Origin of the sequence: Streptomyces sp. CB03234, from assembly GCF_001905885.1 — a bacterium.
Classification (GTDB): Bacteria; Actinomycetota; Actinomycetes; order Streptomycetales; family Streptomycetaceae; genus Streptomyces.
This window is the reverse complement of sequence record NZ_LIYH01000002.1, coordinates 407305-432941: the sequence shown is the minus strand read 5'-3', so window position 1 is coordinate 432941 and position 25637 is coordinate 407305. Positions and strand designations below refer to the sequence as shown.

Here is a 25637-nt window from a genome sequence, read left to right as displayed (position 1 = left end):
GCCCGGGGCGACTGTTACTTCGCGAGGCGAGAGACTCTGTGAACGCAACTGCCACCCCGGACCACCTCCAGGGCGACCCCTACGCCGCCGCCGCCGACGCCGCCGCGCGCCTGCGCGAGCTGACCGGCGCCGAGACCCACGACGTCGCCCTGGTGATGGGCTCCGGCTGGGCGCCGGCCGTCGACGCGCTCGGCGCGCCCGACGCCGAGTTCCCGGTCACCGAGCTCCCCGGCTTCCCGCCGCCGGCCGTCGAGGGCCACGGCGGCAAGATCCGCTCGTACACGATCGGTGACAAGCGCGCCCTGGTCTTCCTCGGCCGTACGCACTACTACGAGGGCCGTGGCGTCGCCGCCGTCGCCCACGGTGTGCGCACCGCCGTCGCCGCCGGCTGCAAGACGGTCGTGCTGACCAACGGCTGCGGCGGCCTCCGCGAGGGCATGCGCCCCGGCCAGCCGGTCCTGATCAGCGACCACCTCAACCTGACGGCCGCCTCGCCGATCGTCGGCGCCAACTTCGTGGACCTCACCGACCTGTACTCGCCGCGCCTGCGCGCGCTGTGCAAGGAGGTCGACGAGACGCTGGAAGAGGGCGTGTACGTCCAGTTCCCCGGCCCGCACTACGAGACCCCGGCCGAGATCAACATGGTCCGCGTCCTCGGTGGCGACCTGGTCGGCATGTCGACCGTCCTCGAGGCCATCGCGGCCCGTGAGGCGGGCGCGGAGGTCCTGGGCATCTCCCTGGTCACCAACCTCGCGGCGGGGCTCTCGGGCGAGCCGCTGAACCACGAGGAGGTCCTCCAGGCGGGCCGCGACTCCGCCGCGCGCATGGGCGAGCTCCTGACCCGGGTCCTGGCCCGCCTCTGACCCACCCGGGGCCGCCGCCCCACACTCCCGGCGGGGCTCCGCCCCGGGGCCCCTGGCGGGGTGGACGTCGGGTGTACGCGGGGTCCGACGCCCCGTAGCGGGGCCTCCGCCCCCACACCCCGGCGCGAGGGCTTCTGTCCCCCACCCCGCCCCTTCCCGAAACCGGGGGCAAGCCCCCGGGCCCCCTGACGGCCCCCACACCCCCAGGCGCGGCACTTCGCGCCGCGAGGCCGGACAGCGTGGGGGACGTGTGCCCACCCCGAAGGGGGACGCGCAGTGGGGCGTGTTCTGGGCGTAAAACGACTGAGCTTGCGAAGGAGAGCCCAGGACATGCCCCACGGAGCGGACCCGACGGGACCCCTCCCGGACGGGCCGTCCCGCGCGACCGACGGCGCCCCGCCCGGGTGCGGGCGACGCCGCGACCCGACGGCGCCCCGCCCGGGCGGGCAGGCGTACCGGGACGGGGACCGGCGGGCGGGGTACCGGTACCCGTAGCGCAGACCAGTCGTACGACATCCAGAGAGGCAGACACCGTGCAGCAGAACCTCATCGCGCAGGCGGAGGCGTGGCTCGCCGAGGACCCGGACCCCGAGACGCGCGACGAGCTCGCCAAGCTCATCGAGGCCCAGGACCTCGACGAGCTCGCCGCCCGGTTCAGCGGCACACTCCAGTTCGGCACGGCCGGGCTGCGCGGCGAGCTGGGGGCGGGGCCCATGCGGATGAACCGGGCCGTTGTCATCCGGGCGGCCGCCGGGCTCGCGGCGTACCTCAAGAGCAACAAGAGCCACAAGAGCAACGGCGACACCGGCGGCCTCGTCGTCATCGGCTACGACGCGCGCTACAAGTCCGCCGACTTCGCCCGCGACACCGCCGCCGTCATGGTCGGCGCCGGGCTGCGCGCCGCCGTCCTGCCGCGCCCGCTGCCCACGCCCGTCCTGGCGTACGCCATAAGGCACCTGGGCGCCGTCGCCGGTGTCGAGGTGACCGCCAGCCACAACCCTCCCCGCGACAACGGCTACAAGGTCTACCTGGGCGACGGCTCACAGATCGTGCCGCCCGCCGACACCGGCATCGCCGCCGAGATCACCGCGATCACGAGCCTGAACGACGTGCCGCGCGCCGAGGACGGCTGGGAGACCCTCGGGGACGAGGTCCTGGAGGCCTACCTGGCGCGTACGGACGCCGTCCTGACCCCCGGGTCCCCCCGTACCGCGAACGTCGTCTACACGGCCATGCACGGCGTCGGCAAGGACGTCGTCCTCGCGGCCTGGGAGCGGGCCGGCTTCCCCGCGCCGGCGCTCGTGGCCGAGCAGGCCGAGCCGGATCCGGCGTTCCCGACCGTCGCGTTCCCGAACCCCGAGGAGCCCGGCGCGATGGACCTGGCGTTCGCCAAGGCCCGCGAGGTGCAGCCGGACATCGTCATCGCCAACGACCCGGACGCCGACCGCTGCGCCGTCGCCGTCCCGCACCAGGACGACTGGCGCATGCTGCGCGGCGACGAGGTCGGCGCGCTGCTCGCCGCCCACCTGGTCCACAAGGGCGCCACCGGCACCTTCGCCGAGTCGATCGTGTCGTCCAGCCTCCTGGGCCGGATCGCCGAGGCGGCCGGACTGCCGTACGAGGAGACCCTGACCGGCTTCAAGTGGATCGCCCGCGTGGAGGGCCTGGCCTACGGCTACGAGGAGGCGCTCGGCTACTGCGTCGACCCCGGCGGCGTACGCGACAAGGACGGCATCACGGCCGCGCTGCTGGTGGCCGAGCTGGCCTCGGAGCTGAAGGAGCAGGGCCGTACCCTCTCCGACCTGCTGGACGACCTCGCCCTCGCGCACGGGCTGCACGCCACGGACCAGCTGTCCGTCCGCGTGGAGGACCTGAGCGTCATCGCCGACGCCATGCGCCGGCTGCGGGAGCAGCCGCCGACCGCGCTCGCCGGGCTGACCGTGACGTCCGCCGAGGACCTGACCAAGGGCACGGACAAGCTGCCGCCCACGGACGGTCTGCGGTACTACCTGGACGGTGCCTTCAAGGCCCGCGTCATCGTCCGCCCCAGCGGCACCGAGCCGAAGCTGAAGTGCTACCTGGAGGTCGTCGTCCCGGTCGGCCACGCCAGTGAGCTGGCCGACGCGCGGGCGAAGGGCGACGAGATCCTGGCCGCGATCAAGCGGGACCTGGCGGCGGCCGCCGGCATCTGATCGCACCGGCAGACCCCGTACGGGTGAATCCCGTACGGCACTTGACGCAGGGGCCCGGTACGCACCCCGGCCCACCGAGCAGGGTCACCGGTACCGCAGCCGAGCCCCTGGAGCGCCACCGTGCCGCCGTCGGTGATCACCCCGCGCCCGACCGTCCCCGCGTCGCGCCGGCCTCCGTCGCCGGCGGGCGGGGGCGTACGGGAGCGGACCGCCCGCTCGCTGCGGTACGCGCGGTACGCCGCGCCCGCGCTGCTCGGATACCTGGCGGTCCGGCTGTTCGGGCTGCTGGTGCTGGCCCGCTGGGCGCGCCTCAAGCAGCACGGGGTCTGGCCGACGCTGGCCACGTCGTGGGACTCGGACTGGTACCTGGGCATCGCCGACCACGGGTACCAGGACTCCCTCGGCACCCGGATGGACTCCAACAACCTGGCGTTCTTCCCGCTCTACCCGGTGCTGATCAAGGCGGTCGCGGGCGTCACGCCCGGCTCCCGCGCGTCGGTCGCGCTGGTCCTGGCGGTCGCCTTCTCGCTGGTCGCAGCCTGGGGCGTCTTCGCGGTCGGTGACCGCCTCCACGGGCGCCGCGCCGGCACCGTACTGGCCGTCCTGTGGGGTGCGCTGCCGGTCGGGATCGTGCAGTGGATGGGCTACACGGAGTCGCTGTTCACGGCCCTGGCAGCGTGGGCGCTGTACGCCGTGCTGACCGGCCGCTGGTACGCGGCGGCCGCCCTCACCGTGCTCGCCGGGCTGACGCGCCCCACCGGGATCGCCCTCGCGGCCGCCGTGACGGTGACCGGTCTGGTCGCGGCGGCCCGCACGCGCGCGTGGCGCCCGTTCGCCGCCGCGCTGACCGCCCCGCTGGGCTGGCTGGGGTACGTGGCCTGGGTGGGCGCCCGGGTGGGCCGCTGGGACGGGTACTTCGCGGTGCAGCGGCTGTGGCGCAACGCGTGGGACGGCGGGGCGGGCACCCTCCGCTGGATGCGCGAGCTGCTGGCGTACGACCGGACGCCCCAGCTGTTCCTGGTGGCCGTCTCGGCGGTGCTGGTGGCGTCGGTGGCGCTGTACGTGCTGTGCCTGGCCGACCGGCAGCCGCTGCCGCTCCTGGTCTTCTGCGGGGCGCTGCTCCTGGTGGTCCTGGGCAGCGGCGGGGTGTACTTCCCGCGCGCCCGCTTCCTGCTGCCCGGCTTCCCGCTGCTGCTGCCGCTCGCCGTGGCGGTGAGCCGGGCGCGGCCGGTGGTGGCGGGGCTGGCGGTGGGCGCGGCGGTGCTGTCGTCGGCGTGGCTGGGCGCGTACATGCTCCTGGTGTGGCCGGGGCCGCCCTGAGGGGACCGCCGTGGCGCTCAGACCACAGCGAGGACCACGAGCAGGACCAGTCCCGCGAGCACCGGGGCGATGATCTCGTACGCCCACCGGATGTGCGGGTCGCCCTGCGCGGTGGGCCGTGAAGCGCACCGCTCGGCCAGCTCGCGCAGGTCGGCGACGGTCTGGTCGGCCCCGGCGGTCCTGCCCGCCTGAGCGTCGTCGCTCGGCACGCCCCGGTCCTGCCTCCGTGCCGCCTTCTTCCGCTCGCGCAGCGAGACGGGCACCGACCACAGCTGGTACTTCGTACCGTCCCGGGTGAGGACCTCGCTGGAGTACCCGGCCCGCACGTCCGCGACCGCCGCCCACGGCAGGTCGATGGTCCGGAAGGGGTTCCGTACGCGCATCCGGTCGGCGCCCGCGTACACCACGGGCCGGAAGGTGAAGGCGACGATCAGCGGCACCACGAGCAGCAGTGCCGCGACGGCGAGCAGGCGCACCCGGCCGTCGCCCGTGAGCAGGGCGTCACCGCCGATCCAGGCGGCGAAGCCGAGCAGCAGCAGACCGCCCACGATCCCGGCGGTCGAGCGGTAGGACCGGTCGGCGTACTGGGGCTCCTGGGGGGTCGTCATACGGCCGATTCTGCCTCACGGGCGGTGGACTCACGCGACGAGATCGGCGTACAGGATGATGTTGTCGGGCCGGTGGCCGTCCACCAGTTCGCCCCCGCAGGTGATCAGGCGCAGCTCGGGGCGGGCGGTGTCGCCGTAGACCTTCCGCGTCGGGAAGGCGTTCTTGTCGACCTGTTCCAGTTCGCGTACGCGGAAGACGGCTGTGGTGCCGTCGGCGCGCCGGACGCTGATCTCGTCGCCGGTACGCACCTTGGCGACGTCCTTCAGTACGGCGGGGCCGTCGGCGGTGTCGAAGTGGCCGATCAGTACGGCCGGGCCCGTCTCGCCGGGGGTGACGCCCTTGTCGTACCAGCCGATCTTGTCGGCGTCGGCGACGGACGGCACCTCGACGGTGCCGTCGGCGGCGAGACCGAGGTCGAGCACGGGTCCGGTGTCGACGCCCGCGGCGGGGATCTCGACCCGTACGGGCTTGGACCGGGCCATGGGGGCGGCGGCCTCGGCGCCCGCCTTGGGAGGGGCGGTGGCGGGCTTGACGTGGGCGGGCGGCGTGGCGTCGGGGCTGTCCGCCGGGGCGCCGCAGCCGGCCGCGCCGGCGAGGGCGATGAGCACGACGGCGAGCCGGTGCTTCACGGAGGCTCCTGGGTACGTGGGCGGCGGGCCGCCGCGGGGGTGTGCGCGGCGGCCCGCCTGGGGTGGAAGTGGCCTGCTCGGGTCAGGGGATCAGGTCACGGGACAGAGAGGGTGATCAGCCGCGGTCGGCGGCCTGGCGGCGGCGCATGGCGACGAAGCCCAGACCGGCGGCGGAGAGCGCGGCGGCGCCCGCGCCGGAGGCGATCAGCAGGGTGTGGTCGCTCTCGCCGGCCGTCTCGGCACCGGCGGCGACGCCGCCCTTGGGTACGACGGACGTCTGCGAGATGGTGCCCTGCGCGGTGGTGGCGGCGGGGGTCGCGGTGGGGGTCGCGGTGGCGGTGGGCGTGGCCTTGTCGCCGCCCTTGTCCGTGCCCGTGCCCGTGCCCGTGCCCTTGTCCGTGCCCTTGTCCGTGCCCTTGTCCGTGCCCGTGCCCGGGACGTCGGCACCGACGTAGACGGCGGCGCTCTGGGTGGCGGCGCCGATGATGTAGTGGGAGAAGGTGCCGTTCCGGTCGAGAACGACGACGGCCGAGCCCGTACGCGAGACGACGCGGCCCGTGTCGTCGACGAAGAGAACGCCCCTCGGGCAGCCGTCGCTGTCGCACGAGGAGACCGCGTAGCGCCCCTCCGCGTAGGTGATCTTGATGAGCTGACCGTTGGGCAGCTTGTACACACCCGGCTTGGCGCCCGTCACGACGTTCTCGAGACCGAGCCAGTTGTACGTCGAACCGTCCGCGTTGAGGACGAAGTACTGGACGTCGTTCTGGCTGGCCACCGAGCGGCCGTTGGCGTCCAGGACACCGAGCGACTCACCGTCGATGAAGGCGTCAGCGCGGTGGTGGTACGTGCTGACCTGGTAGATCTTGACGTACGTGCCGTTCTTCAGGGTGCCCGTACGGATCAGCGCGCCCATGTCCTCGTCGACCTGGCGGGAGATCACCCGGCCGTCGGCCTTGAGGTACACCTCGACGCGGTTGTACGTCCGCTTCTCGCCCTCCTTGAGGGTGAACAGCGTCTTGCCGCCCTTGTGGACGTCGGCCTCGAACGCGCCGTCGACCGTGAAGACCTGCGCGGACATGCCCTCCACGAGCTGCACGGTCTTGACCGGCTCACGCTCGCCCTTGTTCCCCGCTGCCGGCTTGGCGTCCGGGCCGGCGGGCTTGTCGGCCGGGGCAGCGGGCTTCGTGTCCGGCGTGACGGCCGTGGCGGCCCCGGCCGCGTCCGAGGCAGCGGGCTTCGCGTCGGCGGCGGTCGCCGGCCGGGTGCCCTCGGCGGCGAAGGCGGTGGTGGCCGCGGCCACGGGGGTGAGGGCGGCACCGGCGAGGACGGCGGTGGCGATGGCGGTGCGAAGGGCGAAACGCATGACGACTCCGTGAAGCTGAAGAAGAGTGGATGAGGAAGGAAGAGCCGCATGCCGCCTGCTCGTTCGGGTGGGGCCGGTGAGTTCTGGCGGGCTGCGTGAACAAAGTTATGGATCTTGTGTGTGGGGGGTGTCCGCTCCCTGTCACAGGCGCGTGACAGAGCTCACGGCACCCGTGACCACCAGCGCTTTTCCACAACCCTCCACTCCGGGGCTGTACAGGCCGCTACGCGCGTAGATATGCTCAAGTGGTGACCATGCCCACCACCACAGCACCCGCATTCGCTGACGTGACCGCGTCCGGCAGCACACTGCGCCGCTTCCTCCACGGGCTGCCCGGCGTCGACGCCGTCGGCCTCGAAGCGCGCGCAGCGTCTCTCGGCACCCGTTCGATCAAGACCACGGCCAAGGCGTACGCCATCGACCTGGCCATCTCGATGATCGACCTGACGACGCTCGAAGGCGCGGACACCCCGGGCAAGGTCCGGGCGCTCGCCGCCAAGGCCGTCAACCCCGACCCGACCGACCGGACCACCCCGCGCACCGCCGCGGTCTGCGTCTACCCCGACATGGTGGCCCACGCCAAGGCGGTCCTGACCGGTACGGACGTGAAGGTCGCCTCCGTGGCGACCGCCTTCCCGGCCGGCCGCGCCGCCCTCGACGTCAAGCTCGCGGACACGCGTGACGCCGTCGCCGCCGGGGCGGACGAGATCGACATGGTGATCGACCGCGGGGCGTTCCTCGCGGGCGACTACCTGAAGGTGTACGAGGAGATCGTCGCCGTGAAGGAGGCCTCGGGCGCCGCCCGCCTGAAGGTCATCTTCGAGACCGGCGAGCTGTCCACCTACGACAACATCCGCCGCGCCTCATGGCTCGGCATGATCGCCGGGGCGGACTTCATCAAGACCTCGACCGGCAAGGTCGGCGTCAACGCCACCCCCGCGAACACCCTGCTCATGCTGGAGGCGGTGCGCGACTTCCGCGCCCAGACCGGGGTACAGGTCGGGGTGAAGCCCGCGGGCGGCATCCGGACCACCAAGGACGCCATCAAGTTCCTGGTCCTGGTCAATGAGACCGTCGGCGAGGACTGGCTGGACAACCACTGGTTCCGGTTCGGCGCATCGAGCCTGCTCAACGACCTGCTGATGCAGCGTCAGAAGCTGGCCACCGGACGTTACTCCGGTCCCGACTACGTGACGGTGGACTGATCACCATGACCAAGTTCGAGTACGCACCCGCCCCCGAGTCCCGCTCGGTCGTCGACATCGCGCCGTCCTACGGCCTGTTCATCGACGGCGAGTTCACCGAGGCCGCGGACGGCAAGGTCTTCAAGACCATCTCGCCCGCCTCCGAGGAGGTGCTCTCCGAGGTCGCCCAGGCCGGCGCCGAGGACGTGGACCGGGCCGTGAAGGCCGCCCGCAAGGCGTTCGAGAAGTGGTCGGCGCTGCCGGGCGCCGAGCGCGCCAAGTACCTGTTCCGGATCGCCCGGATCATCCAGGAGCGCAGCCGTGAGCTGGCCGTCCTGGAGACCCTGGACAACGGAAAGCCGATCAGGGAGACCCGCGACGCGGACCTCCCGCTGGTCGCCGCGCACTTCTTCTACTACGCGGGCTGGGCCGACAAGCTCGACCACGCCGGCTACGGCGCGAACCCGCGCCCGCTCGGCGTCGCCGGCCAGGTCATCCCCTGGAACTTCCCGCTGCTCATGCTCGCGTGGAAGATCGCCCCGGCGCTCGCCACCGGCAACACGGTGGTGCTCAAGCCCGCCGAGACGACCCCGCTGTCCGCCTTGTTCTTCGCGGACATCTGCCGCCAGGCGGGCCTGCCGAAGGGTGTCGTCAACATCCTTCCGGGTTACGGGGACGCCGGCGCCGCGCTCGTCGAGCACCCGGACGTGAACAAGGTCGCCTTCACCGGCTCCACCGCTGTCGGCAAGGCCATCGCCCGCCAGGTGGCGGGCACGAAGAAGAAGCTCACCCTGGAGCTGGGCGGCAAGGGCGCCAACATCGTCTTCGACGACGCCCCCATCGACCAGGCCGTCGAGGGCATCGTCACCGGCATCTTCTTCAACCAGGGCCAGGTCTGCTGCGCGGGCTCGCGCCTGCTGGTCCAGGAGTCCATCCAGGACGAGCTGCTGGACGCCCTCAAGCGCCGCCTGTCGACGCTCCGCCTCGGCGACCCGCTGGACAAGAACACCGACATCGGCGCGATCAACTCCGCCGAGCAGCTGGCCCGGATCAAGGCTCTGGCCGAGACGGGCGAGGCGGAGGGCGCCGAGCGCTGGTCCCCGGCCTGCGAGATCCCGACCTCCGGTTTCTGGTTCGCCCCGACGCTCTTCACGGGCGTCACGCAGGCGCACACCATCGCCCGCGACGAGATCTTCGGCCCGGTCCTGTCGGTGCTGACGTTCCGTACCCCGGACGAGGCCGTCGCCAAGGCCAACAACAGCCAGTACGGCCTGTCCGCCGGCATCTGGACGGAGAAGGGCTCCCGCATCCTCGCGGTGGCGAACAAGCTCCGCGCGGGCGTCGTCTGGGCCAACACGTTCAACAAGTTCGACCCGACCTCGCCCTTCGGCGGCTACAAGGAGTCGGGCTTCGGCCGCGAGGGCGGCCGCCACGGCCTGGAGGCGTACCTCGATGTCTGAGCACAATGACCGTCTGAGCGTCTTCAAGACCTACAAGCTGTACGTCGGGGGCAAGTTCCCCCGCAGCGAGAGCGGCCGGGTGTACGAAGTGCAGGACCACAAGGGCAAGTGGCTGGCCAACGCGCCGCTCTCCTCCCGCAAGGACGCGCGGGACGCGGTCGTCGCGGCGCGCAAGGCGTTCGGCGGCTGGTCGGGCGCGACGGCGTACAACCGGGGCCAGATCCTCTACCGGGTCGCCGAGATGCTGGAGGGCCGCAAGGGCCAGTTCGTGCACGAGGTGGCGCACGCGGAGGGCCTGTCCAAGTCGAAGGCGGCCGAGGTCGTCGAGGCGGCCATCGACCGCTGGGTCTGGTACGCGGGCTGGACGGACAAGATCGGGCAGGTCGTGGGCGGGGCGAACCCGGTCGCCGGCCCGTACTTCAACCTGTCCACCCCCGAGCCGACCGGCGTCGTCGCGATCGTCGCCCCGCGCGAGTCGTCGTTCCTCGGCCTGGTCTCCGTCGTCGCCCCGGTGATCGCCACCGGCAACACGGCGGTCGTCGTCGCCTCCGAGAAGGCCCCGCTCCCGGCGCTGTCCCTGGGCGAGGTGCTGGCCACCTCGGACCTGCCGGGCGGTGTCGTCAACGTCCTGTCCGGCAAGGCGGCCGAGATCGCGGCGCCGCTCGCCGCGCACCAGGACGTCAACGCCATCGACCTGACGGGCGCGGACGCCGAGCTGGCCCGCGAGCTGGAGATCGCCGCCGCGGACAACCTCAAGCGCGTCCTGCGTCCCCAGGCTGTGGACGGCGAGGACTTCACCGCCGACCCGGGCACGCACCGCCTGACCGCGTTCCTGGAGACCAAGACGGTCTGGCACCCCACGGGCTCCCTGGGCGCCTCGGGCTCGTCCTACTGAGCCGACTCGTACCGAACGGCTCCGCCTCCCCTCCGTCCGGGGGAAGCGGAGCCGTTCTCGTGCGCCTGGGTCTCAGCCGGGAATGGCCCCGCCCAGCACCGGCCCGGCCACCGGCACGGCCGGGAGGCTGGTCAGGGAGCCGGTCGCCGAGGTCGTCTCCACCGGCTTGAAGTCGCTGACCTGCGTACCGACCCCGTTGTTGAGCGGGTCCACCCCCGTCTGCGCGAGCGGGTTGACCTTCAGGTTCTTGGCCACCCCCGTCACATGCGGCACGGCGCCCATCGTGGCCTGGAGGGCCGCCTGGGGGTCCGTCTTCGGCAACTGCGGCACCTGTGGTGGCTGCACCAGGGCGTGCGCCGTGCCCCCCGTGACACCGAGGGCGGCGCCCAGGGCCGAAACGGTCAGCCCGGCCTTCAGCAAGGTATGACGTGTCATGGAAGCTCCTGCCACCTGCGTAACGTATCGGGTACGCACCGTATTTGAGATGTGATGCTCGATACCAACGGGCTCCTGACGGGGTCCCCCGACCGGGTCAATGGTTCAGACTGGTGTCCCGTGAGTTCCCAACCGATCCCGACCCGCGTCGTGCTGCTCGCGGGCCCCTCCGGCTCCGGCAAGTCCTCCCTCGCGGCCCGCACCGGCCTGCCCGTGCTGCGCCTCGACGACTTCTACAAGGAGGGCCACGACCCGACGCTCCCGCTCGTCCCGGGGAGCGCGGACGTCGACTGGGACTCCCCGCTGTCCTGGGACGCGGACGCGGCCGTGGCCACCATCGTGGAGCTGTGCGCCACCGGACGTACGACCGTTCCCGTGTACGACATCGCCACCAGCGCGCGCGTCGGCCGGGAGGTCCTCGACATCGAGCGCACGCCGCTGTTCGTGGCGGAGGGCATCTTCGCGGCGGACATCGTTGCGCGGTGCCAGGAACTCGGCGTCCTGGCCGACGCCCTGTGCCTGCGCGGCCGCCCGTCCACCACGTTCCGCCGCCGGCTGCTGCGGGACCTGCGCGAGGGCCGCAAGTCGGTGCCCGTCCTGCTGCGCCGGGGCTGGCGCCTGATGCGTACGGAACGCTCGATCGTCACCCGCCAGACCGCTCTGGGCGCCCACCCCTGCGACAAGGCCGAGGCCCTGGGCCGCCTCGCCGCCGCCGCGGCCGGCCGCCACCGCGCCCCGGCGGCCCCCGCCCCGACGCGGGCCCCGGAACCGGCGTAACGGCCCGGGGGACACGGCCCGGGACACACCTAACGCCCGGGACACAGCTGAGGGCCGGACAAGACCCCCCGTCTTGTCCGGCCCCGCGCTTTTTCCCCCGTACCCCGTTGTCCCCCGTGATCCCCCCGTCCCCCGTTTCCCCGTTCCCCCCGTCCCCCGATCGCCGCCCGCCGTCTCCCCCGAAACCGCGGCCGGCCCCCCTGCCTTCAGGCCACGAGCTGGCCGAAGGACTCCTCCTCGTCACGGCCGAAGCTGAGGACGTCGTCCTCGCGCAGCCGGCGCAGGGAGCGCCAGATGCTCGACTTCACCGTGCCGACACTGATGTCCAGGATCTCCGCGATCTCCGGATCCGTACGGCCCTCGTAGTAGCGCAGGACCAGCATCGTGCGCTGCAGTTCGGGCAGCCGGGCGAGCGCCTGCCAGAGCACCGCGCGCAGTTCCGTGCCGCGCATCGCGTCGGTGTCGCCGGCGGACTCGGGGAGTTCCTCGGTCGGGTACTCGTCGATCTTCCGCCGCCGCCAGGCGCTGATGTGCAGGTTCGTCATGGTGCGGCGCAGGTAGCCGCCGACCGCCGCCTTGTCGCTGATGCGGTCCCAGGCTCGGTACGTCGAGAACAGCGCGCTCTGCAGCAGGTCCTCGGCCTCGAACCGGTCGCCGGTGAGGTGGTAGGCGGTGGCGTACAGGGAGGCGCGGCGCTCCCGCACGTAGGCGGTGAACTCCGCCTCCGTGAGGTTCGTCCGCTCCCCCGAGTCCTCCCCGTACGCCGCTCCCCCGTCAGACACGGCGACCATGTACGGCGCCTTGTGCTGACGCCCGGTACCGCGAACGCACCCCCGCCCGTTCACGGCACCGGACTTCTCCGTACCGGACCTCTCCGTGCTCCGCGTGACGTCGTGGAGACGCGTGACAACTGCGCTTGAGGTGGTGCTGTGCAGTGCGTTCATCTCGCGCCCCCCGTCGGTTGGAGTCTGCTTCGGTCCGTGTGCCAAAGAGCTTGCCCTGGCCAGTTCATAGCGGTGTCCGCCGACTGTCACAGACCTGTCACAGCCCCCGGCGGTCGAACTGTCCCGCCCCCATGGGACAGAATGACGGCGTGCCTTTCCTGTTGCTGATCGAGGACGACGATTCCATCCGCACGGCCCTCGAACTCTCGCTGTCACGCCAGGGCCACAAAGTGGCCACCGCGGCGACGGGCGAGGACGGCCTGAAACTGCTGCGTGAGCAGCGGCCGGATCTGATCGTGCTGGACGTGATGCTGCCCGGCATCGACGGTTTCGAGGTGTGCCGGCGCATCCGGCGTACCGACCAGTTGCCGATCATCCTGCTGACCGCCCGCAGCGACGACATCGATGTGGTCGTGGGCCTGGAGTCCGGCGCGGACGACTATGTCGTCAAGCCGGTGCAGGGCCGGGTGCTGGACGCGCGGATCCGGGCGGTGCTGCGGCGCGGCGAGCGGGAGTCGACGGACTCGGCGACGTTCGGGTCGCTGGTGATCGACCGGTCGGCGATGACCGTGACGAAGAACGGTGAGGATCTCCAGCTGACGCCGACGGAGCTGCGGCTGCTGCTGGAGCTGTCCCGCCGGCCGGGCCAGGCGCTGTCGCGGCAGCAGTTGCTGCGGCTGGTGTGGGAGCACGACTACCTGGGCGACTCGCGGCTGGTGGACGCGTGCGTCCAGCGGCTGCGGGCGAAGGTGGAGGACGTGCCGTCCTCGCCGACCCTGATCCGTACGGTCCGTGGTGTGGGCTACCGGCTGGACGTGCCTGCGTGAGAAGGACGAGTCTGCGGCTGCGCCTCGTCGTCGTCTTCGCTCTCGTCGCGCTGACCGCCGCCGCGTCCGCGTCGGGGATCGCGTACTGGCTCAACCGTGAGGCGGTGCTGAAGCGTGCGCAGGACTCGGCGCTGAACAACTTCCGTCAGGAGATGCAGCGGCGTGCCGCCACGCTGCCGTTGCAGCCGACGGAGGAGGAGCTGCGGCGGACGGCCGAGGAGATGTCGGCCGGCGGTGTCGGGTACGGCGTGGTGCTGCTGGGCGAGCGGGCCAAGGGCAAGCCGATCGTGGGGGTGTCGGATCCCGACCGGTTCACCATGGACGACGTGCCGGAGGCGCTGCGGGCCGCGGTGAACGAGCGGCAGGAGGTGGCGGACGGCAACGAGTACCCGTACCACCTCTTCTGGCAGCGTACGACGCGCGACGGCACGCCGTACCTGGTGGGCGGTACGCGGATCGTGGGTGGCGGGCCGACCGGGTACATGCTCAAGTCGCTGGAGCCGGAGCGGCAGGACCTGAACTCGCTCGCCTGGTCGCTGGGGATCGCGACCGCGCTGGCGCTGATCGGTTCGGCGCTGCTCGCGCAGGCGGCGGCGACGACCGTGCTGAAGCCGGTGCACCGGCTCGGGGAGGCGGCGCGGCGGCTGGGCGAGGGCGAGCTGGACACCCGGCTGCGCGTGACGGGGACGGACGAACTGGCGGAGCTGTCCCGGACGTTCAACAGCGCGGCGGAGAGCCTGCAGAAGAAGGTCGCGGACATGAGCGCGCGGGAGGAGTCGAGTCGTCGCTTCGTCGCGGACATGTCGCACGAGCTGCGTACGCCGCTGACCGCGCTGACCGCCGTGACGGAGGTGCTGGAGGAGGAAGAGGACGCTCTCGACCCGATGATCGCGCCGGCCGTCAAGCTGGTGGTCAGTGAGACGCGGCGGCTGAACACGCTGGTCGAGAACCTGATGGAGGTCACCCGCTTCGACGCGGGTACGGCGCGGCTCGTCCTGGACGACGTCGACGTCGCCGACCAGGTCACGGCGTGCATCGACGCGCGCGCCTGGCTGGACGCGGTGGAGCTGGACGCCGAGCGCGGGATCATGGCGCGGCTCGATCCGCGTCGCCTCGACGTGATCCTGGCGAACCTGATCGGCAACGCGCTCAAGCACGGCGGCTCGCCGGTGCGCGTCGCGGTGCGGACGGAGGGCGACGACCTGGTCATCGAGGTGCGCGACCACGGGCCTGGCATCCCCGAGGACGTACTGCCGCATGTGTTCGACCGGTTCTACAAGGCGAGCGCGTCGCGGCCGCGTTCGGAGGGCAGTGGTCTCGGTCTGTCGATCGCGATGGAGAACGCCCTGATCCACGGCGGTGACATCACGGCGGCCAACTCGCCGGACGGAGACGGGGCGGTGTTCGTGCTGCGGCTGCCGCGTGACGCGTCGCGTACGGATACGGCGCCGGAAGAGCAGCAGGAGGGTGGCGGTGATGAGGGTGGTGCGTGAGCGGCGGGGCGCCGTCGCGCTCGTGGGGGTCGCCGTGGTCGCCGCCGTCGCCTCCGGCTGCGGGATCCGTACGACGTCGGTGCCGGTCGACGCGGGCGCCGCGCCGTCGCGGCTGCCGTGCAGCGTGTCGGGCGAGGACGTCGCGTCGCGCTCGCAGGCGCAGTCGGTGCCGGTCCGGGTGTACCTGGTGTGCGCGTCGGGTCTGGAGGCGGTGGACCGTACGGTTCCGCAGACCGACGACAAGAACCCGCAGGGCAGCCGGGTGGCGACGGCCCAGGCGCTGCTGAACCAGCTCCTCGCGGAGCCGTCGCCGGGTGAGCGGGAGGCGGGGTTCACCACCTCCGTCGAGGGGCCGCTGACCGTGTCGGCGGCGCGTGCGGACGACCCGGAGGGCGCGCTGCGGCTGAGCCGCCAGCCCGAGGACCTGCCCGCGGCGGCGCTGTCGCAGATCGTGTGCACGTACGCGGAGAACGGCGCGACCGCCGACGGCGGCACCGCCCACCTCGGCGGCCCGGGCCCCTACCCGGCCCGCCGCTACGCGTGCACGGCCCAGCTCAGGGAACGCCCGGACTCGGCGCCTCCGACCCGCCCGTCGTCCTGACCGGCCGGCCGGACCCGGCGGATGGGAGCGGAACCGATCGTGCCGGGTGGTGCGTCTTGGGGGGCGTGCAGCGTCATGGTTCGGGCGGCAGTGCCGTCATCCGCTTCCGCGCGGCGGGGCTCATTCTCCTCCTTGCCCATCTGGTGCTCGTGGGGTGGCTGACGCTCCGGCCGCTGGACGTGATGTGGGTGACGGCGGCCAATCTGGAGCCGTTGGCCGGGATAAAGGCCGATCTGGCGATGGGCCCGGTAGAGGCGGCGAGACGGATCGGCGAGGGGCTGTTGCTGCTGGCGCCGCTCGGGGTGCTGCTGCCCATGGCGGGTGGCCGGCTGGACGTCTCCCCGTGGGCCTCGCTGGCCCGTACGGTCCTGGCGGGCGCGCTGGTGTCGCTGGGCATCGAGCTGTTGCAGACGGCGGTGCCGGGGCGGGTCGTGGACGTGGACGCGCTGCTGCTGAACACCGCGGGCGTGGCGCTGGCGCACCTGGCGGTGGTGCCGGCCTGGCGGGGGCGGCTGCGGCGGCGGCATGGGCTGGGACGGGGCCAGAGGGTGGGGGTCCTGCGGGATGACGTCTCTCAGGGTGCGACCCCGAGGATTCCCAGGGTCGGGATCGCCCCCTAGTCCGACGTTTTGTCCGGGGCTTTCGGGCGAGGATGGAATTACTCGAACGAATCGACGTCATCTCGCGAAGGAGCCCACCATGGCCGCACTTGTCCGCCCCCGCGACGGAAAGATGATCGGTGGAGTGTGCGCGGCGCTGGCGCGGCGCTTCGGCACCTCCGCGACGACGATGCGCGTGATCTTCGTGGCGTCGTGCCTGCTGCCGGGACCGCAGTTCCTGCTGTACCTGGCGCTGTGGATACTGCTGCCGTCGGAGAAGGCCGCGAAGCCGGCCTGGTAGCACTCCGCCGACGACGACGGGGCGTACGCGAACGGGGCGTACGCGAACGGGGCGTACGCGAACGGGGCGTACGCGAACGGGGCGTACGCGAACGGGGCGTACGCGAACGGGGCGTACGCGAACGGGGCGCGCACCTTCACCAGGTGCGCGCCCCGTTCGCGTACGCGGCTGCCGGAGGCTCAGGCTCCGAGCGCCGGGAGGGTGCCGCCGACGGGGAGGCCGCCGATGAGGTCGGTGACGGTGGCCGGGTCGACGGGAACGCCCTGGATCGAAGCGTTCTTGGTGGCGGCGGCGGTCAGCTCCTGACCGGTGGCCAGCAGCTCGGCGGCGCTGTTCGGAGCCTGCTCGACGGCGGACTGGAGGACCGGCACCGCGGTGGCGGTGGCGGCGCCCAGCGCGGCGCTCGTGGGCGTCGTGGTGGCCGCGGATGCGGTGCCGGCGGCGGCAGCGGCGAACGCGGCGCCGAGGGCGGCGACACCGAGGGTCTTGGCGGCAGACTGCTTCATCGAAACTCGTCCTTGGGGGAACTCGGGGAAAGATGAGCGGCTCTGCAACTTAGTCATCGTTCCGTGACCCCCGCAAACACCCGAAACGGCCAGGTCATGGAATTCCCGGCCGTTTGCGGATGCTGCCGTCAGGGCGTCTTCGGCGAGGATTCGCTGGTCGTGGCGGTCTGGCGGAACAGCCATTCGGACTTCAACTCGGCGTACCCGGGCTTGATCACGTCGTTGATCATCGCCAGGCGTTCGTCGAAAGGAATGAAAGCTGATTTCATCGCATTGACGGTGAACCACTGCATGTCGTCGAGCGTGTAGCCGAACGTCTCGGTCAGTAGCTCGAATTCACGGCTCATGCTGGTGCCCGACATCAGCCGGTTGTCGGTGTTGACGGTGGCCCGGAAGTGCAAGGTGCGCAGCAGCCCGATGGGGTGCTCGGCGTACGACGCGGCGGCACCGGTCTGCAGGTTGGACGTCGGGCACAGCTCCAGCGGGATGCGCTTGTCGCGTACGTACGCGGCGAGGCGGCCGAGCGTGACGGTGCCGTCCTCGGCGACCTGGATGTCGTCGATGATGCGCACCCCGTGGCCGAGGCGGTCGGCGCCGCACCACTGCAGGGCCTGCCAGATCGACGGCAGGCCGAAGGCCTCGCCCGCGTGGATGGTGAAGTGGTTGTTCTCGCGCTTGAGGTACTCGAAGGCGTCGAGGTGGCGGGTGGGCGGGTAGCCGGCCTCGGCGCCCGCGATGTCGAAGCCGACGACGCCGTTGTCGCGGTAGCGGTTGGCGAGTTCGGCGATCTCCAGGGCGCGGGCGGCGTGCCGCATGGCGGTGAGCAGGGCGCCGACGCGGATGCGGTGGCCGTTGTCGCGGGCGCGCCGCTCGCCGAGGCGGAAGCCCTCGTTGACGGCTTCGACGACCTCTTCGAGGGTGAGGCCCTTCTCCAGGTGCTGTTCGGGCGCGTAGCGGACCTCCGCGTACACGACGCCGTCCTCGGCGAGGTCCTCGGCGCATTCGGCGGCGACGCGGACGAGGGCCTCGCGGGTCTGCATGACGGCGCAGGTGTGCGCGAAGGTCTCCAGGTAGCGCTCCAGCGAACCGGAGTCGGCGGCCTCGCGGAACCAGATGCCGAGCTTGTCCGGCTCGTGTTCGGGCAGCGCCGTGTATCCGGTCGCGTCGGCGAGGTCGATGATCGTGCCGGGGCGCAGACCGCCGTCGAGGTGGTCGTGGAGCAGCACCTTGGGGGCGCGGCGGATCTGGTCCGCGGTAGGGATGGTGGGTGTCTGGCTCGTCATTTTCGAACTCTAGCCCCTACGCGCGTAGAGGGAACCTCTTTCGCACGGCTGTCGATACGTAACAGTGACCGCGCGTACGAGTGGCGTACACCTCGTCTTCTGAGACTGTTCTGCCATGGCACACCACGCACTCGTAGGTACGTCGGGCGCGCGGGCGCCCAGGCTGGGCCGGCCCGTGGGGGCGTCCGTTTCGGCGGTGGGCGGCGTGTTGCTGCTCCTCCCGGACGGGGAGCCGGTCTCGGGGCGCGGCCCGTCGCCGGTCGCGCACGCGGCGGCCCTGCCGCTGGCGCGCCGCCTGGCCCGGGCGGGGCGTTCGGAGGGGCTGGTGGCCCATGTGGTGCGCTACCGGGGGCGCGGCTGGAACGGCGCGGACGCGCGGCTCGCGGCGGACGCGCGGTGGGCGGCCTCGGAGGTCGTACGACGATACGGCGACGTCCCGGTCTGCCTCGCCGGGCGCGGCATGGGCGGCCGGGCGGCGCTGCGCGCGGCGGGCCACACGGCCGTCAACTCGGTGCTGGCACTTGCCCCTTGGCTGCCGGAGGACGACGTGGCGGCGGCACCCGAACCGGTGAAACAGCTCGCCGGACGCCGGGTGATGATCGTGCACGGCACGAATGACACGCGTACGGATCCGGAGCTGTCGTACCGGCTGGCGGAGCGCGCGAAGAAGGCCAACCGGGACACCTGCCGCTTCGAGGTCCACTCGGACGGCCACGCGCTGCGCGAGCACCACGAGGAAGTGGTCGCGCTGGTCACCGACTTCGTCCTGGGCGCGCTGTTCGCCCACCCCTTCTCCCGCCCGGTCGCCGACGCCTTCGCCGCGCCCCCGCCGCTGGGCCTGCGGATGCCGCTGGCCTCGGGGTTCGGCAACGCCCTGCGGCGCTAGGCGGTGTCGGCCCCGGAGAGCAGACGGCCCCGGCGGGAGAGCAGGAACCGTTTGAAGGCGGCCACCGGGGGTGTGTCGGGGTGGCCGTCGAGCCAGGCGACGCCGATCTCGCGGGCGGCGCGCGGGGCCGTGACCGTGAGCTCGACGACGCCGGGGCGGGCGACGGCCGGGGGCGGCAGGAGAGCCACGCCGAGCCCGGCCGCGACCAGGCCGCGCAGCGTCTCGGCCTCCTCGCCCTCGAAGGCCACGCGCGGGGTGAAGCCCGCCTCGGCGCACAGGGCGTCGGTGATGCGGCGCAGCCCGTAGCCCGGCTCCAGGGTGACGAACGTTTCGTCGGCGGCCTCCGCGAGGCGGACGCGCTTGCGGGCGGCCAGCCGGTGGTCGTCCGGGACGACGAGGCGGAGGCGCTGTTCGTCCAGGCGGCGGGCGACCAGGTCGGGGGCGTCCGGGACCGGTGAGGTCAGGCACAGGTCCAGGTCGCCGGCGCGAAGGCGCTCGATCATGGCCTCGCCGTAGTTCTGGACGAGCGTGAAGCGGACCCTGGGGTGGTCGACCCGGAAGGCGCGGATGAGCTCGGGTACGGTCTCCGAACCCATGGTGTGCAGGAACCCGAAGGCGACCCGCCCCGCCGAGGGGTCCGCGTCCACCCGTACCGCGTCGGCGGACCGCTCCACCTCCGCCAGCGCCCGCTCGGCGGAGGCCAGGAAGGTGCGCCCCGCCGGAGTGAGCGATACCGTGCGGCCCTTGCGGGCGAACAGCGCGACACCCAGGTCCTGTTCGAGGCGGACCATGGCCCGCGACAGCGTCGACTGCGGCACGCCCAGGTCGTGCGCGGCGCGCGTCACATGCTCGTGGCGGGCGACCGCCGCGAAGTACGCGAGCCGCGGCGCAAGCAGCAGCCCCATGTCTTCTTCGTTACTGTTCGGTGACAGCCACTCCCGTGAGCTGTGGTTATGCGCCATGGGAACGATTAAAGCCGTTCCATGCATTGGACGCATGAAGCGGGGGTGCCTACGGTCGAGACATGCCTTCCGCCAGTACCAAGGCGGCCGCCACCGAAGCGGTCGCCGACACTCGCCTTTCCCCCGGCCGCCCCGGCTACCGCCGGATGAGCTTCGCGCTCTTCGCCGCCGGAGTCGCCACCTTCGCCCTCCTCTACGCGACGCAGGCCCTGCTCCCGGCCGTCTCCGCCGACTTCGGCGTGAGCGCCTCGGCCGCCAGCTGGACCGTGTCCGCCGCGACCGGCGCGCTCGCCCTGTGCGTCCTGCCGCTGAGCGCCCTGTCCGAGCGGTTCGGCCGCCGCACGATGATGACCGCCTCCCTCGCGGTCGCCGTCGCCCTCGGCCTGCTCGTGCCGTTCGCGCCGAGCCTGGAGTGGCTGGTGGCGCTGCGCGCCGTGCAGGGCGCCGCGCTCGCCGGGCTGCCCGCGTCGGCGATGGCGTACCTGGCGGAGGAGGTGCGGCCGAAGGCGCTGGTCGCCGCGATCGGCCTGTTCGTGGCGGGCAACAGCATCGGCGGCATGAGCGGCCGGATCGTCACCGGCTGGGCGGCCCAGCTGTGGGGCTGGCGGGCGGCGCTCGCCGTGGTGGGGCTGATGGCGCTGGTGTGCGCGGTGGTGTTCCGGCTGATGATCCCCAAGGCGCGGCACTTCGCCGCCGGGTCGCTGCGGCCCCGCGCCCTGGCGCGGACCGTTCGGACGCACCTGTCGGACCCGCTGCTGATGCGGCTGTACGCGATCGGCGCGCTGTTCATGACGGTCTTCGGCGCCGTGTACACGGTGATCGGCTACCGGCTCGTCGAGGCGCCGTTCTCGCTGCCGCAGGGCGTGATCGGCTCGATCTTCCTGGTCTACCTGGTCGGTACGGTGTCGTCGGCCGCGGCCGGCAAGCTGGTCGGCCGGATGGGACGGCGCGGGGCGCTGTACCTCGCGGTGACCACGACGGCCGCCGGTCTGCTGCTGTCGCTGTCGGACGCGCTGGCGTCGGTGCTCCTCGGCCTGGTGCTGATCACGGCCGGGTTCTTCGCCGGACACGCGGTCGCCTCCTCCTCCGTGAGCCGCACGGCGAAGACGGGCCGGGCACAGGCGTCGGCGCTGTACCAGTCGGCGTACTACATCGGCAGCAGCGTGGGCGGCACGCTCGGCGCGGTCGCCTTCCACGCCGGCGGCTGGACGGGCACGGTCCTGCTGGGGCTGGTCGCCGTCCTCGGCGTCGTCTCCCTCACCCTGTACGGGACGCACGCCGCGCGCGTACAGAACCGCACGTCTCGCGAAACGTACAACCACACCGCTTCCCCGCGCGTCCTAAGGGCATAACAACCACAAGGGGCTCCAGGGGGAGTGGTGGACGTGGGTGGGATACGCGGGAGAGCCGGGGTCGCGCTCGGGCTCACGGGGATGATCGTGCCGCTGACGGTCGCGCTGGGCACGGCGCCGGCGCAGGCGGCGTCCTGTACGACGTCGACCGGGCCGTACCAGCGGCAGGTCGAGAAGTTCATGGGCCGGCCGGTGGACGGGAAGCAGTCGCCGGCCGACTGCAAGGCGATCCAGACGTTCCAGCGCTGGCACGGGATCACACCGACCATCGGATACGCCGGGGAGGTCACCTGGCGCACGATGAACACGATCCTCCAGCAGCGGGCCGCGGGGAAGAACCCCAACGCGGCGGGGAAGTGCCCCACCGACAAGGGGCGCATCGCGTGCGTGGACCTGACGCGGCAGCTGAGCTGGATCCAGGACGGCGCCAGGCTGACGTACGGGCCGGTGCCGGTGCGGACCGGCCGCGACGGCGACGAGACCCGTACCGGCGCGAGGAAGATCTACTACCGCAACATCGACCACTGGTCGACGCTCTACGACGTCCGGATGCCGTACGCGCAGTTCTTCGACGGCGGACAGGCCTTCCACTCCGTCACCAAGTCCATGTACAACCCGCCCGGTTCACGGGGCTGCGTGAACATGCGGCCCGCCGACGCGAAGGCGTACTGGAACCGTTTGAAGAACGGCGACGACGTGTACGTCTACGGGCGCAAGCCCGGAACCTGACCCGCGTTGTCAGTGCCCTCCTGTAGCTTCCGTGAGTGAGGCAAGGGGAAGCGCGACAGGGGTGGACACCATGAGCGATGCGGCCGTACAGGACCAACTGGAGCAGTACCGGACCGAGTTGACCGGGTACTGCTACCGCATGCTGGGATCGGCCTTCGAGGCGGAGGACGCCGTCCAGGACACCATGGTCCGGGCGTGGCGGAGTTTCGAGAAGTTCGAGGGCCGGTCCTCGGTGCGCTCCTGGCTGTACCGGATCGCGACGAACGTGTGCCTGGACGCGCTGAACGCGGGCAACCGCCGGGCGCGGCCGATGGACCTGACCGCGCCGACCCCGGTGGCGCAGGCGCAGCTGAACTCGCGCCCGGAGGTCACCTGGCTGGAGCCGGTGCCGGACGGGCGGGTGATGCCGTCGGTCGCCGACCCGGCGGAGACGGCGGTGGCCCGGGAGACGGTGCGCCTCGCGTTCGTGGCGGCGCTCCAGCACCTGCCGCCCAAGCAGCGGGCGGTGCTGATCCTCCGCGAGGTGCTGGCGTGGAAGGCGAGTGAGGTGGCGGAGCTGCTCGGCACCTCGGTCGCGTCGGTCAACAGCGCGTTGCAGCGGGCGCGGGCGACGCTCGCCGAGTCCGAACCGGCGAGGACCGACACGGCCGACCCGCTCGACGAGGAGCAGCGAAAGCTCCTCGACCGGTACGTGGCGGCGTTCGAGGGGTACGACATGGCGGCGCTGACCGCGCTGCTCCACGAGGACGCCACGCTGTCCATGCCGCCCTACGACCTGTGGCTCCGGGGCCACGACGACATCACGGGCTGGATGCTGGGCGTCGGCGAGGTGTGCCGGGGCTCGCGGCTGGTTCCGGTGGTGGCCAACGGCACGCCGGCGTTCGCGCACTACCACCCGGATCCGGAGGGCGGTTTCAGCCCGTGGGCGCTCATGGTCATCGAGATCGTGGACGGAAAGGTCTCGGGCATCACGTCGTTCCTGGACGTGAAGCGCTGGTTCCCATTGTTCGATCTCCCGGAGCGGCTGGAGGCGTGACCTCACCGAGCAGCCCGTCCAGCCCGACCAGCTCCAGCAGCTCCCGGAAGGCGGGCTGCGCGCCGCGTACGGCCATCCGATGGCCCAGCCGCTGAGCGGTCAGCCGGAGCCGGGCGAGCGCCTCGACGGTGGCGAGGTCCGGCCGGGTGACCCCGCCGACGTCACAGACGACGTCGCCCCCGCCGCTCCCCATGAGCAGGGCGGTCAGCTCCTCGCAGAGGCGGGGTACGTCGGCGGGCTCGATGACGCCGGCGACGCGCAGGACGATCGGATCCGTGGTGTCCACATGGAAGGAGACCCGAGCCGGGGGCGGAACTCATCGGTGGACAGCGCGGGGCTCAGCCGGCGGGGAACTCACTGGTGTCGATGGTGAGGTCGAAGGGGGCGGGGAGGCGCAGCTCCTCGCCGTACTTCACTGTGTCGAGCACGCGGTACATGCCGTTCTTCGGCTCGCCGTACAGCGTCGCCGTGGGGCGCCCTGTGTGCCAGCTGTCCAGCAGCAGGTAGAGAGGCACGCCCGCCGTGGCGTAGCCGTGCAGCTTCTCGACACGGTCGTGGTTGGCGTTGGACTTCGCGGTGATCTCGACGACCAGTTCGGCGGCGGTGGCGGGGATGTAGTGGCCGGGTTCGTTCAGCACGGCTTCCGGAGCCACGACCAGATCCGGGATGAACATGCCCTGGCGGGAGGGGATGGCGACGGCGAGGGTCTGGTACGCCCCAGTCCTCGGGGATCGCTGTGTACAAACGCCTGTGCACCTTGTGCGCGACGCTGTTGTGGTTGTTGGCGGGCGTCGGTGACCCGGTGACGATCCCCTCGATGATCTCCACCTTGCAGCCCTCGGGTGCGTCCAGCTCTTCCCAGAACTGGACGAGCTCGTCCCAGTCGTCGCCGCTGTTCGGCTGAGACTCGACGGCGAGTGCCCTCATGGCGGTCTCCTCATATCGGTGCGTCACCGATCCCAGCATGCCGAACGGGGCCGGTGGAGGTCCACCGGCCCCGTTCACCCGTACGAGGGCACGGCTGGTCAGGCGATACGTTCCAACACCACCGGGCTCGGCTCGTGCGCCGTGCCGCCGGCCGCGATGTCGTAGGCGCCGTCCAGGGACTTGAGTGCGTAGTCGAACTTCTCCGGGGTGTCCGTGTGGAGGGTGAGGAGGGGCTGGCCCGCCGTGACCGTGTCGCCCGGCTTGGCGTGGAGTTCGATGCCGGCGCCCGCCTGGACCGGGTCCTCCTTGCGGGCGCGGCCGGCGCCCAGGCGCCAGGCGGCGACGCCGACGCCGTACGCGTCGAGGCGGGTCAGGACGCCCGAGGAGGGGGCGGTGACGACGTGCTGTTCGCGGGCGACGGGAAGTTCGGCGTCCGGGTCGCCGCCCTGGGCGGCGATCATGCGGCGCCAGACGTCCATCGCGGAGCCGTCGGCGAGGGCCTTCGCCGGGTCGGCGTCCTTGATGCCGGCCGCGTCGAGCATCTCGCGGGCGAGCGCGAGGGTCAGCTCGACGACGTCGGCGGGGCCGCCGCCCGCGAGGACCTCGACGGACTCGCGGACCTCCAGGGCGTTGCCCGCGGTGAGGCCCAGCGGGGTCGACATGTCGGTGAGGAGCGCGACGGTCTTCACACCGTGGTCGGTGCCCAGGCCCACCATGGTGGAGGCAAGCTCGCGGGCGTCGGCGATGTTCTTCATGAACGCGCCCGAGCCGACCTTGACGTCCAGGACCAGCGAGCCCGTGCCCTCGGCGATCTTCTTGGACATGATCGAGGACGCGATCAGCGGGATCGCCTCGACCGTGCCGGTGACGTCGCGCAGCGCGTACAGCTTCTTGTCGGCGGGGGCGAGGCCGTCGCCCGCCGCGCAGATCACCGCGCCGGTGGTGTCGAGGACGTGCAGCATCTCCTCGTTGGACAGCAGCGCCCGCCAGCCGGGGATGGACTCCAGCTTGTCGAGCGTGCCGCCGGTGTGGCCGAGGCCCCGGCCGGACAGCTGCGGTACGGCGGCGCCGCACGCGGCGACCAGCGGCGCGAGCGGCAGGGTGATCTTGTCGCCGACGCCGCCCGTGGAGTGCTTGTCGGCGGTGGGGCGGGACAGGGAGGAGAAGTCCATCCGCTCACCGCTGGCGATCATCGCGGCGGTCCAGCGGGCGATCTCCGTACGGTTCATGCCGTTGAGCAGGATCGCCATCGCCAGCGCCGACATCTGCTCGTCGGCGACCTCGCCGCGCGTGTAGGCGTCGATGACCCAGTCGATCTGCTCGGGGCTCAGCTCGCCCCGGTCCCGCTTGGTGCGGATGACGGAAATCGCGTCCATGGCTTTAAGGATTCCTTCCAGTACGCGCAGAGAGAAGCAGGGAGAAGCAGGGAGAAGAACAGTGGGGTGGAGAAGGACGACCCCTCCG

The 25637-nt window shown here is 72.0% G+C and carries 26 protein-coding genes and 1 pseudogene; 16 read left to right on the top strand and 11 right to left on the bottom strand.

Features of this window, described 5'->3' with window-relative positions; all coding sequences use genetic code 11:
* Positions 1-38 precede the first annotated feature (38 nt).
* From AMK26_RS08805 to AMK26_RS08795, 3 genes are all read left to right on the top strand, one after another.
* Positions 39-863, top strand: coding sequence for a purine-nucleoside phosphorylase (locus tag AMK26_RS08805; protein WP_073753860.1), 825 nt, complete (start codon positions 39-41; stop codon positions 861-863).
* Positions 864-1396: 533 nt separating this feature from the next.
* Positions 1397-3055: a phospho-sugar mutase gene (locus tag AMK26_RS08800; RefSeq protein ID WP_073753858.1), complete on the top strand. Its 1659-nt coding sequence runs from the start codon at positions 1397-1399 to the stop codon at positions 3053-3055.
* Positions 3056-3175: 120 nt separating this feature from the next.
* Positions 3176-4375 carry a hypothetical protein gene (locus tag AMK26_RS08795; RefSeq protein ID WP_073753856.1) on the top strand — a complete coding sequence of 400 codons (1200 nt, stop codon included), beginning with the start codon at positions 3176-3178 and terminating at the stop codon, positions 4373-4375.
* A gap of 17 nt (positions 4376-4392) precedes the next feature.
* On the opposite strand, the gene AMK26_RS08790 is transcribed toward AMK26_RS08795, so the two are convergent.
* The 3 genes from AMK26_RS08790 to AMK26_RS08780 form a co-directional block, all read right to left on the bottom strand.
* Positions 4393-4983 carry a PH domain-containing protein gene (locus AMK26_RS08790; protein ID WP_073753854.1) on the bottom strand — a complete coding sequence of 197 codons (591 nt, stop codon included), beginning with the start codon at positions 4981-4983 and terminating at the stop codon, positions 4393-4395.
* Positions 4984-5013: 30 nt separating this feature from the next.
* Positions 5014-5613 (bottom strand): class F sortase, encoded by a 600-nt coding sequence (locus tag AMK26_RS08785; RefSeq protein WP_073753852.1) that lies wholly within the window; start codon positions 5611-5613, stop codon positions 5014-5016.
* A 115-nt stretch (positions 5614-5728) separates the two neighbouring features.
* Entirely contained in the window at positions 5729-6976 is a 1248-nt protein-coding gene (locus AMK26_RS08780) for a hypothetical protein (protein WP_073753850.1), read from the bottom strand.
* A gap of 248 nt (positions 6977-7224) precedes the next feature.
* On the opposite strand from AMK26_RS08780, the gene deoC reads away from it, so the two are divergent.
* From deoC to AMK26_RS08765, 3 genes are read left to right on the top strand one after another with little or no spacing between them, the layout of a single operon-like run.
* Positions 7225-8181: a deoxyribose-phosphate aldolase gene (gene deoC, locus AMK26_RS08775; protein ID WP_073754731.1), complete on the top strand. Its 957-nt coding sequence runs from the start codon at positions 7225-7227 to the stop codon at positions 8179-8181.
* A 5-nt stretch (positions 8182-8186) separates the two neighbouring features.
* Positions 8187-9620 (top strand): aldehyde dehydrogenase family protein, encoded by a 1434-nt coding sequence (locus AMK26_RS08770; protein ID WP_073753848.1) that lies wholly within the window; start codon positions 8187-8189, stop codon positions 9618-9620.
* The gene (locus tag AMK26_RS08765) at positions 9613-10515 is read left to right on the top strand and encodes an aldehyde dehydrogenase family protein (protein WP_073753846.1); all 903 of its coding nucleotides are present in this window, start codon (positions 9613-9615) and stop codon (positions 10513-10515) included. The genes AMK26_RS08770 and AMK26_RS08765 overlap by 8 nt, the downstream gene beginning before the upstream one ends.
* Positions 10516-10587: 72 nt before the next feature.
* On the opposite strand, the gene AMK26_RS08760 is transcribed toward AMK26_RS08765, so the two are convergent.
* Positions 10588-10950, bottom strand: coding sequence for a hypothetical protein (locus AMK26_RS08760; protein WP_073753844.1), 363 nt, complete (start codon positions 10948-10950; stop codon positions 10588-10590).
* Positions 10951-11004: 54 nt separating this feature from the next.
* Here AMK26_RS08760 and AMK26_RS08755 point away from each other — a divergent pair, with 54 nt between their 5' ends.
* Entirely contained in the window at positions 11005-11727 is a 723-nt protein-coding gene (locus tag AMK26_RS08755) for a uridine kinase family protein (protein WP_073753842.1), read from the top strand.
* 206 nt (positions 11728-11933) lie between these two features.
* Here the strand turns inward: AMK26_RS08755 and AMK26_RS08750 are convergent, their stop codons facing one another.
* Entirely contained in the window at positions 11934-12671 is a 738-nt protein-coding gene (locus tag AMK26_RS08750) for a SigE family RNA polymerase sigma factor (protein ID WP_073753841.1), read from the bottom strand.
* A 149-nt stretch (positions 12672-12820) separates the two neighbouring features.
* Here AMK26_RS08750 and afsQ1 point away from each other — a divergent pair, with 149 nt between their 5' ends.
* The 5 genes from afsQ1 (at position 12821) to AMK26_RS08725 (ending at position 16492) form a co-directional block, all read left to right on the top strand.
* The gene (gene afsQ1, locus AMK26_RS08745) at positions 12821-13498 is read left to right on the top strand and encodes a two-component system response regulator AfsQ1 (protein ID WP_179166385.1); all 678 of its coding nucleotides are present in this window, start codon (positions 12821-12823) and stop codon (positions 13496-13498) included.
* The gene (locus AMK26_RS08740) at positions 13495-14991 is read left to right on the top strand and encodes a sensor histidine kinase (protein ID WP_241837836.1); all 1497 of its coding nucleotides are present in this window, start codon (positions 13495-13497) and stop codon (positions 14989-14991) included. The genes afsQ1 and AMK26_RS08740 overlap by 4 nt, the downstream gene beginning before the upstream one ends.
* Complete coding sequence (locus AMK26_RS08735) at positions 14975-15592, top strand: hypothetical protein (RefSeq protein WP_073753835.1); 618 nt, start codon at positions 14975-14977, stop codon at positions 15590-15592. The genes AMK26_RS08740 and AMK26_RS08735 overlap by 17 nt, the downstream gene beginning before the upstream one ends.
* Positions 15593-15657: 65 nt before the next feature.
* Positions 15658-16212: a VanZ family protein gene (locus tag AMK26_RS08730; protein ID WP_073753833.1), complete on the top strand. Its 555-nt coding sequence runs from the start codon at positions 15658-15660 to the stop codon at positions 16210-16212.
* A 79-nt stretch (positions 16213-16291) separates the two neighbouring features.
* Complete coding sequence (locus tag AMK26_RS08725; RefSeq protein WP_073753831.1) at positions 16292-16492, top strand: PspC domain-containing protein; 201 nt, start codon at positions 16292-16294, stop codon at positions 16490-16492.
* 179 nt (positions 16493-16671) lie between these two features.
* Here AMK26_RS08725 and AMK26_RS08720 read toward each other — a convergent pair whose 3' ends face one another.
* Positions 16672-16998 carry a hypothetical protein gene (locus tag AMK26_RS08720; protein ID WP_073753829.1) on the bottom strand — a complete coding sequence of 109 codons (327 nt, stop codon included), beginning with the start codon at positions 16996-16998 and terminating at the stop codon, positions 16672-16674.
* A 128-nt stretch (positions 16999-17126) separates the two neighbouring features.
* Positions 17127-18281, bottom strand: a complete 1155-nt coding sequence (locus AMK26_RS08715; protein ID WP_073753827.1) for an adenosine deaminase — start codon at positions 18279-18281, stop codon at positions 17127-17129.
* A 115-nt stretch (positions 18282-18396) separates the two neighbouring features.
* On the opposite strand from AMK26_RS08715, the gene AMK26_RS08710 reads away from it, so the two are divergent.
* Positions 18397-19167, top strand: coding sequence for an alpha/beta hydrolase (locus AMK26_RS08710; RefSeq protein ID WP_073753825.1), 771 nt, complete (start codon positions 18397-18399; stop codon positions 19165-19167).
* Here the strand turns inward: AMK26_RS08710 and AMK26_RS08705 are convergent.
* Positions 19164-20129, bottom strand: coding sequence for a LysR family transcriptional regulator (locus AMK26_RS08705; RefSeq protein WP_073753823.1), 966 nt, complete (start codon positions 20127-20129; stop codon positions 19164-19166). The two genes, AMK26_RS08710 and AMK26_RS08705, sit on opposite strands and share 4 nt — an antisense overlap.
* A 62-nt stretch (positions 20130-20191) precedes the next feature.
* On the opposite strand from AMK26_RS08705, the gene AMK26_RS08700 reads away from it, so the two are divergent.
* The 3 genes from AMK26_RS08700 (at position 20192) to AMK26_RS08690 (ending at position 23246) form a co-directional block, all read left to right on the top strand.
* A complete protein-coding gene (locus AMK26_RS08700; protein ID WP_073753821.1) occupies positions 20192-21481 on the top strand; it encodes an MFS transporter in 1290 nt (429 codons plus the stop codon).
* An 81-nt stretch (positions 21482-21562) separates the two neighbouring features.
* Positions 21563-22210 carry a L,D-transpeptidase family protein gene (locus tag AMK26_RS08695; RefSeq protein ID WP_079277505.1) on the top strand — a complete coding sequence of 216 codons (648 nt, stop codon included), beginning with the start codon at positions 21563-21565 and terminating at the stop codon, positions 22208-22210.
* A gap of 70 nt (positions 22211-22280) precedes the next feature.
* Positions 22281-23246 (top strand): sigma-70 family RNA polymerase sigma factor, encoded by a 966-nt coding sequence (locus AMK26_RS08690; RefSeq protein ID WP_241837835.1) that lies wholly within the window; start codon positions 22281-22283, stop codon positions 23244-23246.
* Here the strand turns inward: AMK26_RS08690 and AMK26_RS08685 are convergent.
* From AMK26_RS08685 to AMK26_RS08675, 3 genes and pseudogenes are all read right to left on the bottom strand, one after another.
* Positions 23179-23532 (bottom strand): STAS domain-containing protein, encoded by a 354-nt coding sequence (locus tag AMK26_RS08685; RefSeq protein ID WP_073753817.1) that lies wholly within the window; start codon positions 23530-23532, stop codon positions 23179-23181. The genes AMK26_RS08690 and AMK26_RS08685 overlap by 68 nt on opposite strands.
* A 52-nt stretch (positions 23533-23584) precedes the next feature.
* Positions 23585-24173: pseudogene (locus AMK26_RS08680) on the bottom strand (Uma2 family endonuclease).
* A 98-nt stretch (positions 24174-24271) separates the two neighbouring features.
* Positions 24272-25549, bottom strand: coding sequence for a thymidine phosphorylase (locus tag AMK26_RS08675; RefSeq protein WP_073753815.1), 1278 nt, complete (start codon positions 25547-25549; stop codon positions 24272-24274).
* Positions 25550-25637 lie beyond the last annotated feature (88 nt).

Bases quoted from the DNA above. Each gene is read 5' to 3' on its own strand.
- AMK26_RS08725 (WP_073753831.1), top strand. From the start codon at position 16,292: ATGGCCGCACTTGTCCGCCCCCGCGACGGAAAGATGATCGGTGGAGTG.
- AMK26_RS08735 (WP_073753835.1), top strand. From the start codon at position 14,975: ATGAGGGTGGTGCGTGAGCGGCGGGGCGCCGTCGCGCTCGTGGGGGTC.
- AMK26_RS08700 (WP_073753821.1), top strand. From the start codon at position 20,192: ATGCCTTCCGCCAGTACCAAGGCGGCCGCCACCGAAGCGGTCGCCGAC.
- AMK26_RS08695 (WP_079277505.1), top strand. From the start codon at position 21,563: ATGATCGTGCCGCTGACGGTCGCGCTGGGCACGGCGCCGGCGCAGGCG.
- AMK26_RS08750 (WP_073753841.1), bottom strand. From the start codon at position 12,671: ATGAACGCACTGCACAGCACCACCTCAAGCGCAGTTGTCACGCGTCTC.
- AMK26_RS08755 (WP_073753842.1), top strand. From the start codon at position 11,005: ATGCTCGATACCAACGGGCTCCTGACGGGGTCCCCCGACCGGGTCAAT.
- AMK26_RS08720 (WP_073753829.1), bottom strand. From the start codon at position 16,998: ATGAAGCAGTCTGCCGCCAAGACCCTCGGTGTCGCCGCCCTCGGCGCC.
- AMK26_RS08690 (WP_241837835.1), top strand. From the start codon at position 22,281: ATGAGCGATGCGGCCGTACAGGACCAACTGGAGCAGTACCGGACCGAG.
- AMK26_RS08675 (WP_073753815.1), bottom strand. From the start codon at position 25,549: ATGGACGCGATTTCCGTCATCCGCACCAAGCGGGACCGGGGCGAGCTG.
- AMK26_RS08770 (WP_073753848.1), top strand. From the start codon at position 8,187: ATGACCAAGTTCGAGTACGCACCCGCCCCCGAGTCCCGCTCGGTCGTC.
- AMK26_RS08765 (WP_073753846.1), top strand. From the start codon at position 9,613: ATGTCTGAGCACAATGACCGTCTGAGCGTCTTCAAGACCTACAAGCTG.
- AMK26_RS08790 (WP_073753854.1), bottom strand. From the start codon at position 4,983: ATGACGACCCCCCAGGAGCCCCAGTACGCCGACCGGTCCTACCGCTCG.
- AMK26_RS08760 (WP_073753844.1), bottom strand. From the start codon at position 10,950: ATGACACGTCATACCTTGCTGAAGGCCGGGCTGACCGTTTCGGCCCTG.
- AMK26_RS08705 (WP_073753823.1), bottom strand. From the start codon at position 20,129: ATGGCGCATAACCACAGCTCACGGGAGTGGCTGTCACCGAACAGTAAC.
- AMK26_RS08780 (WP_073753850.1), bottom strand. From the start codon at position 6,976: ATGCGTTTCGCCCTTCGCACCGCCATCGCCACCGCCGTCCTCGCCGGT.
- AMK26_RS08715 (WP_073753827.1), bottom strand. From the start codon at position 18,281: ATGACGAGCCAGACACCCACCATCCCTACCGCGGACCAGATCCGCCGC.
- AMK26_RS08710 (WP_073753825.1), top strand. From the start codon at position 18,397: ATGGCACACCACGCACTCGTAGGTACGTCGGGCGCGCGGGCGCCCAGG.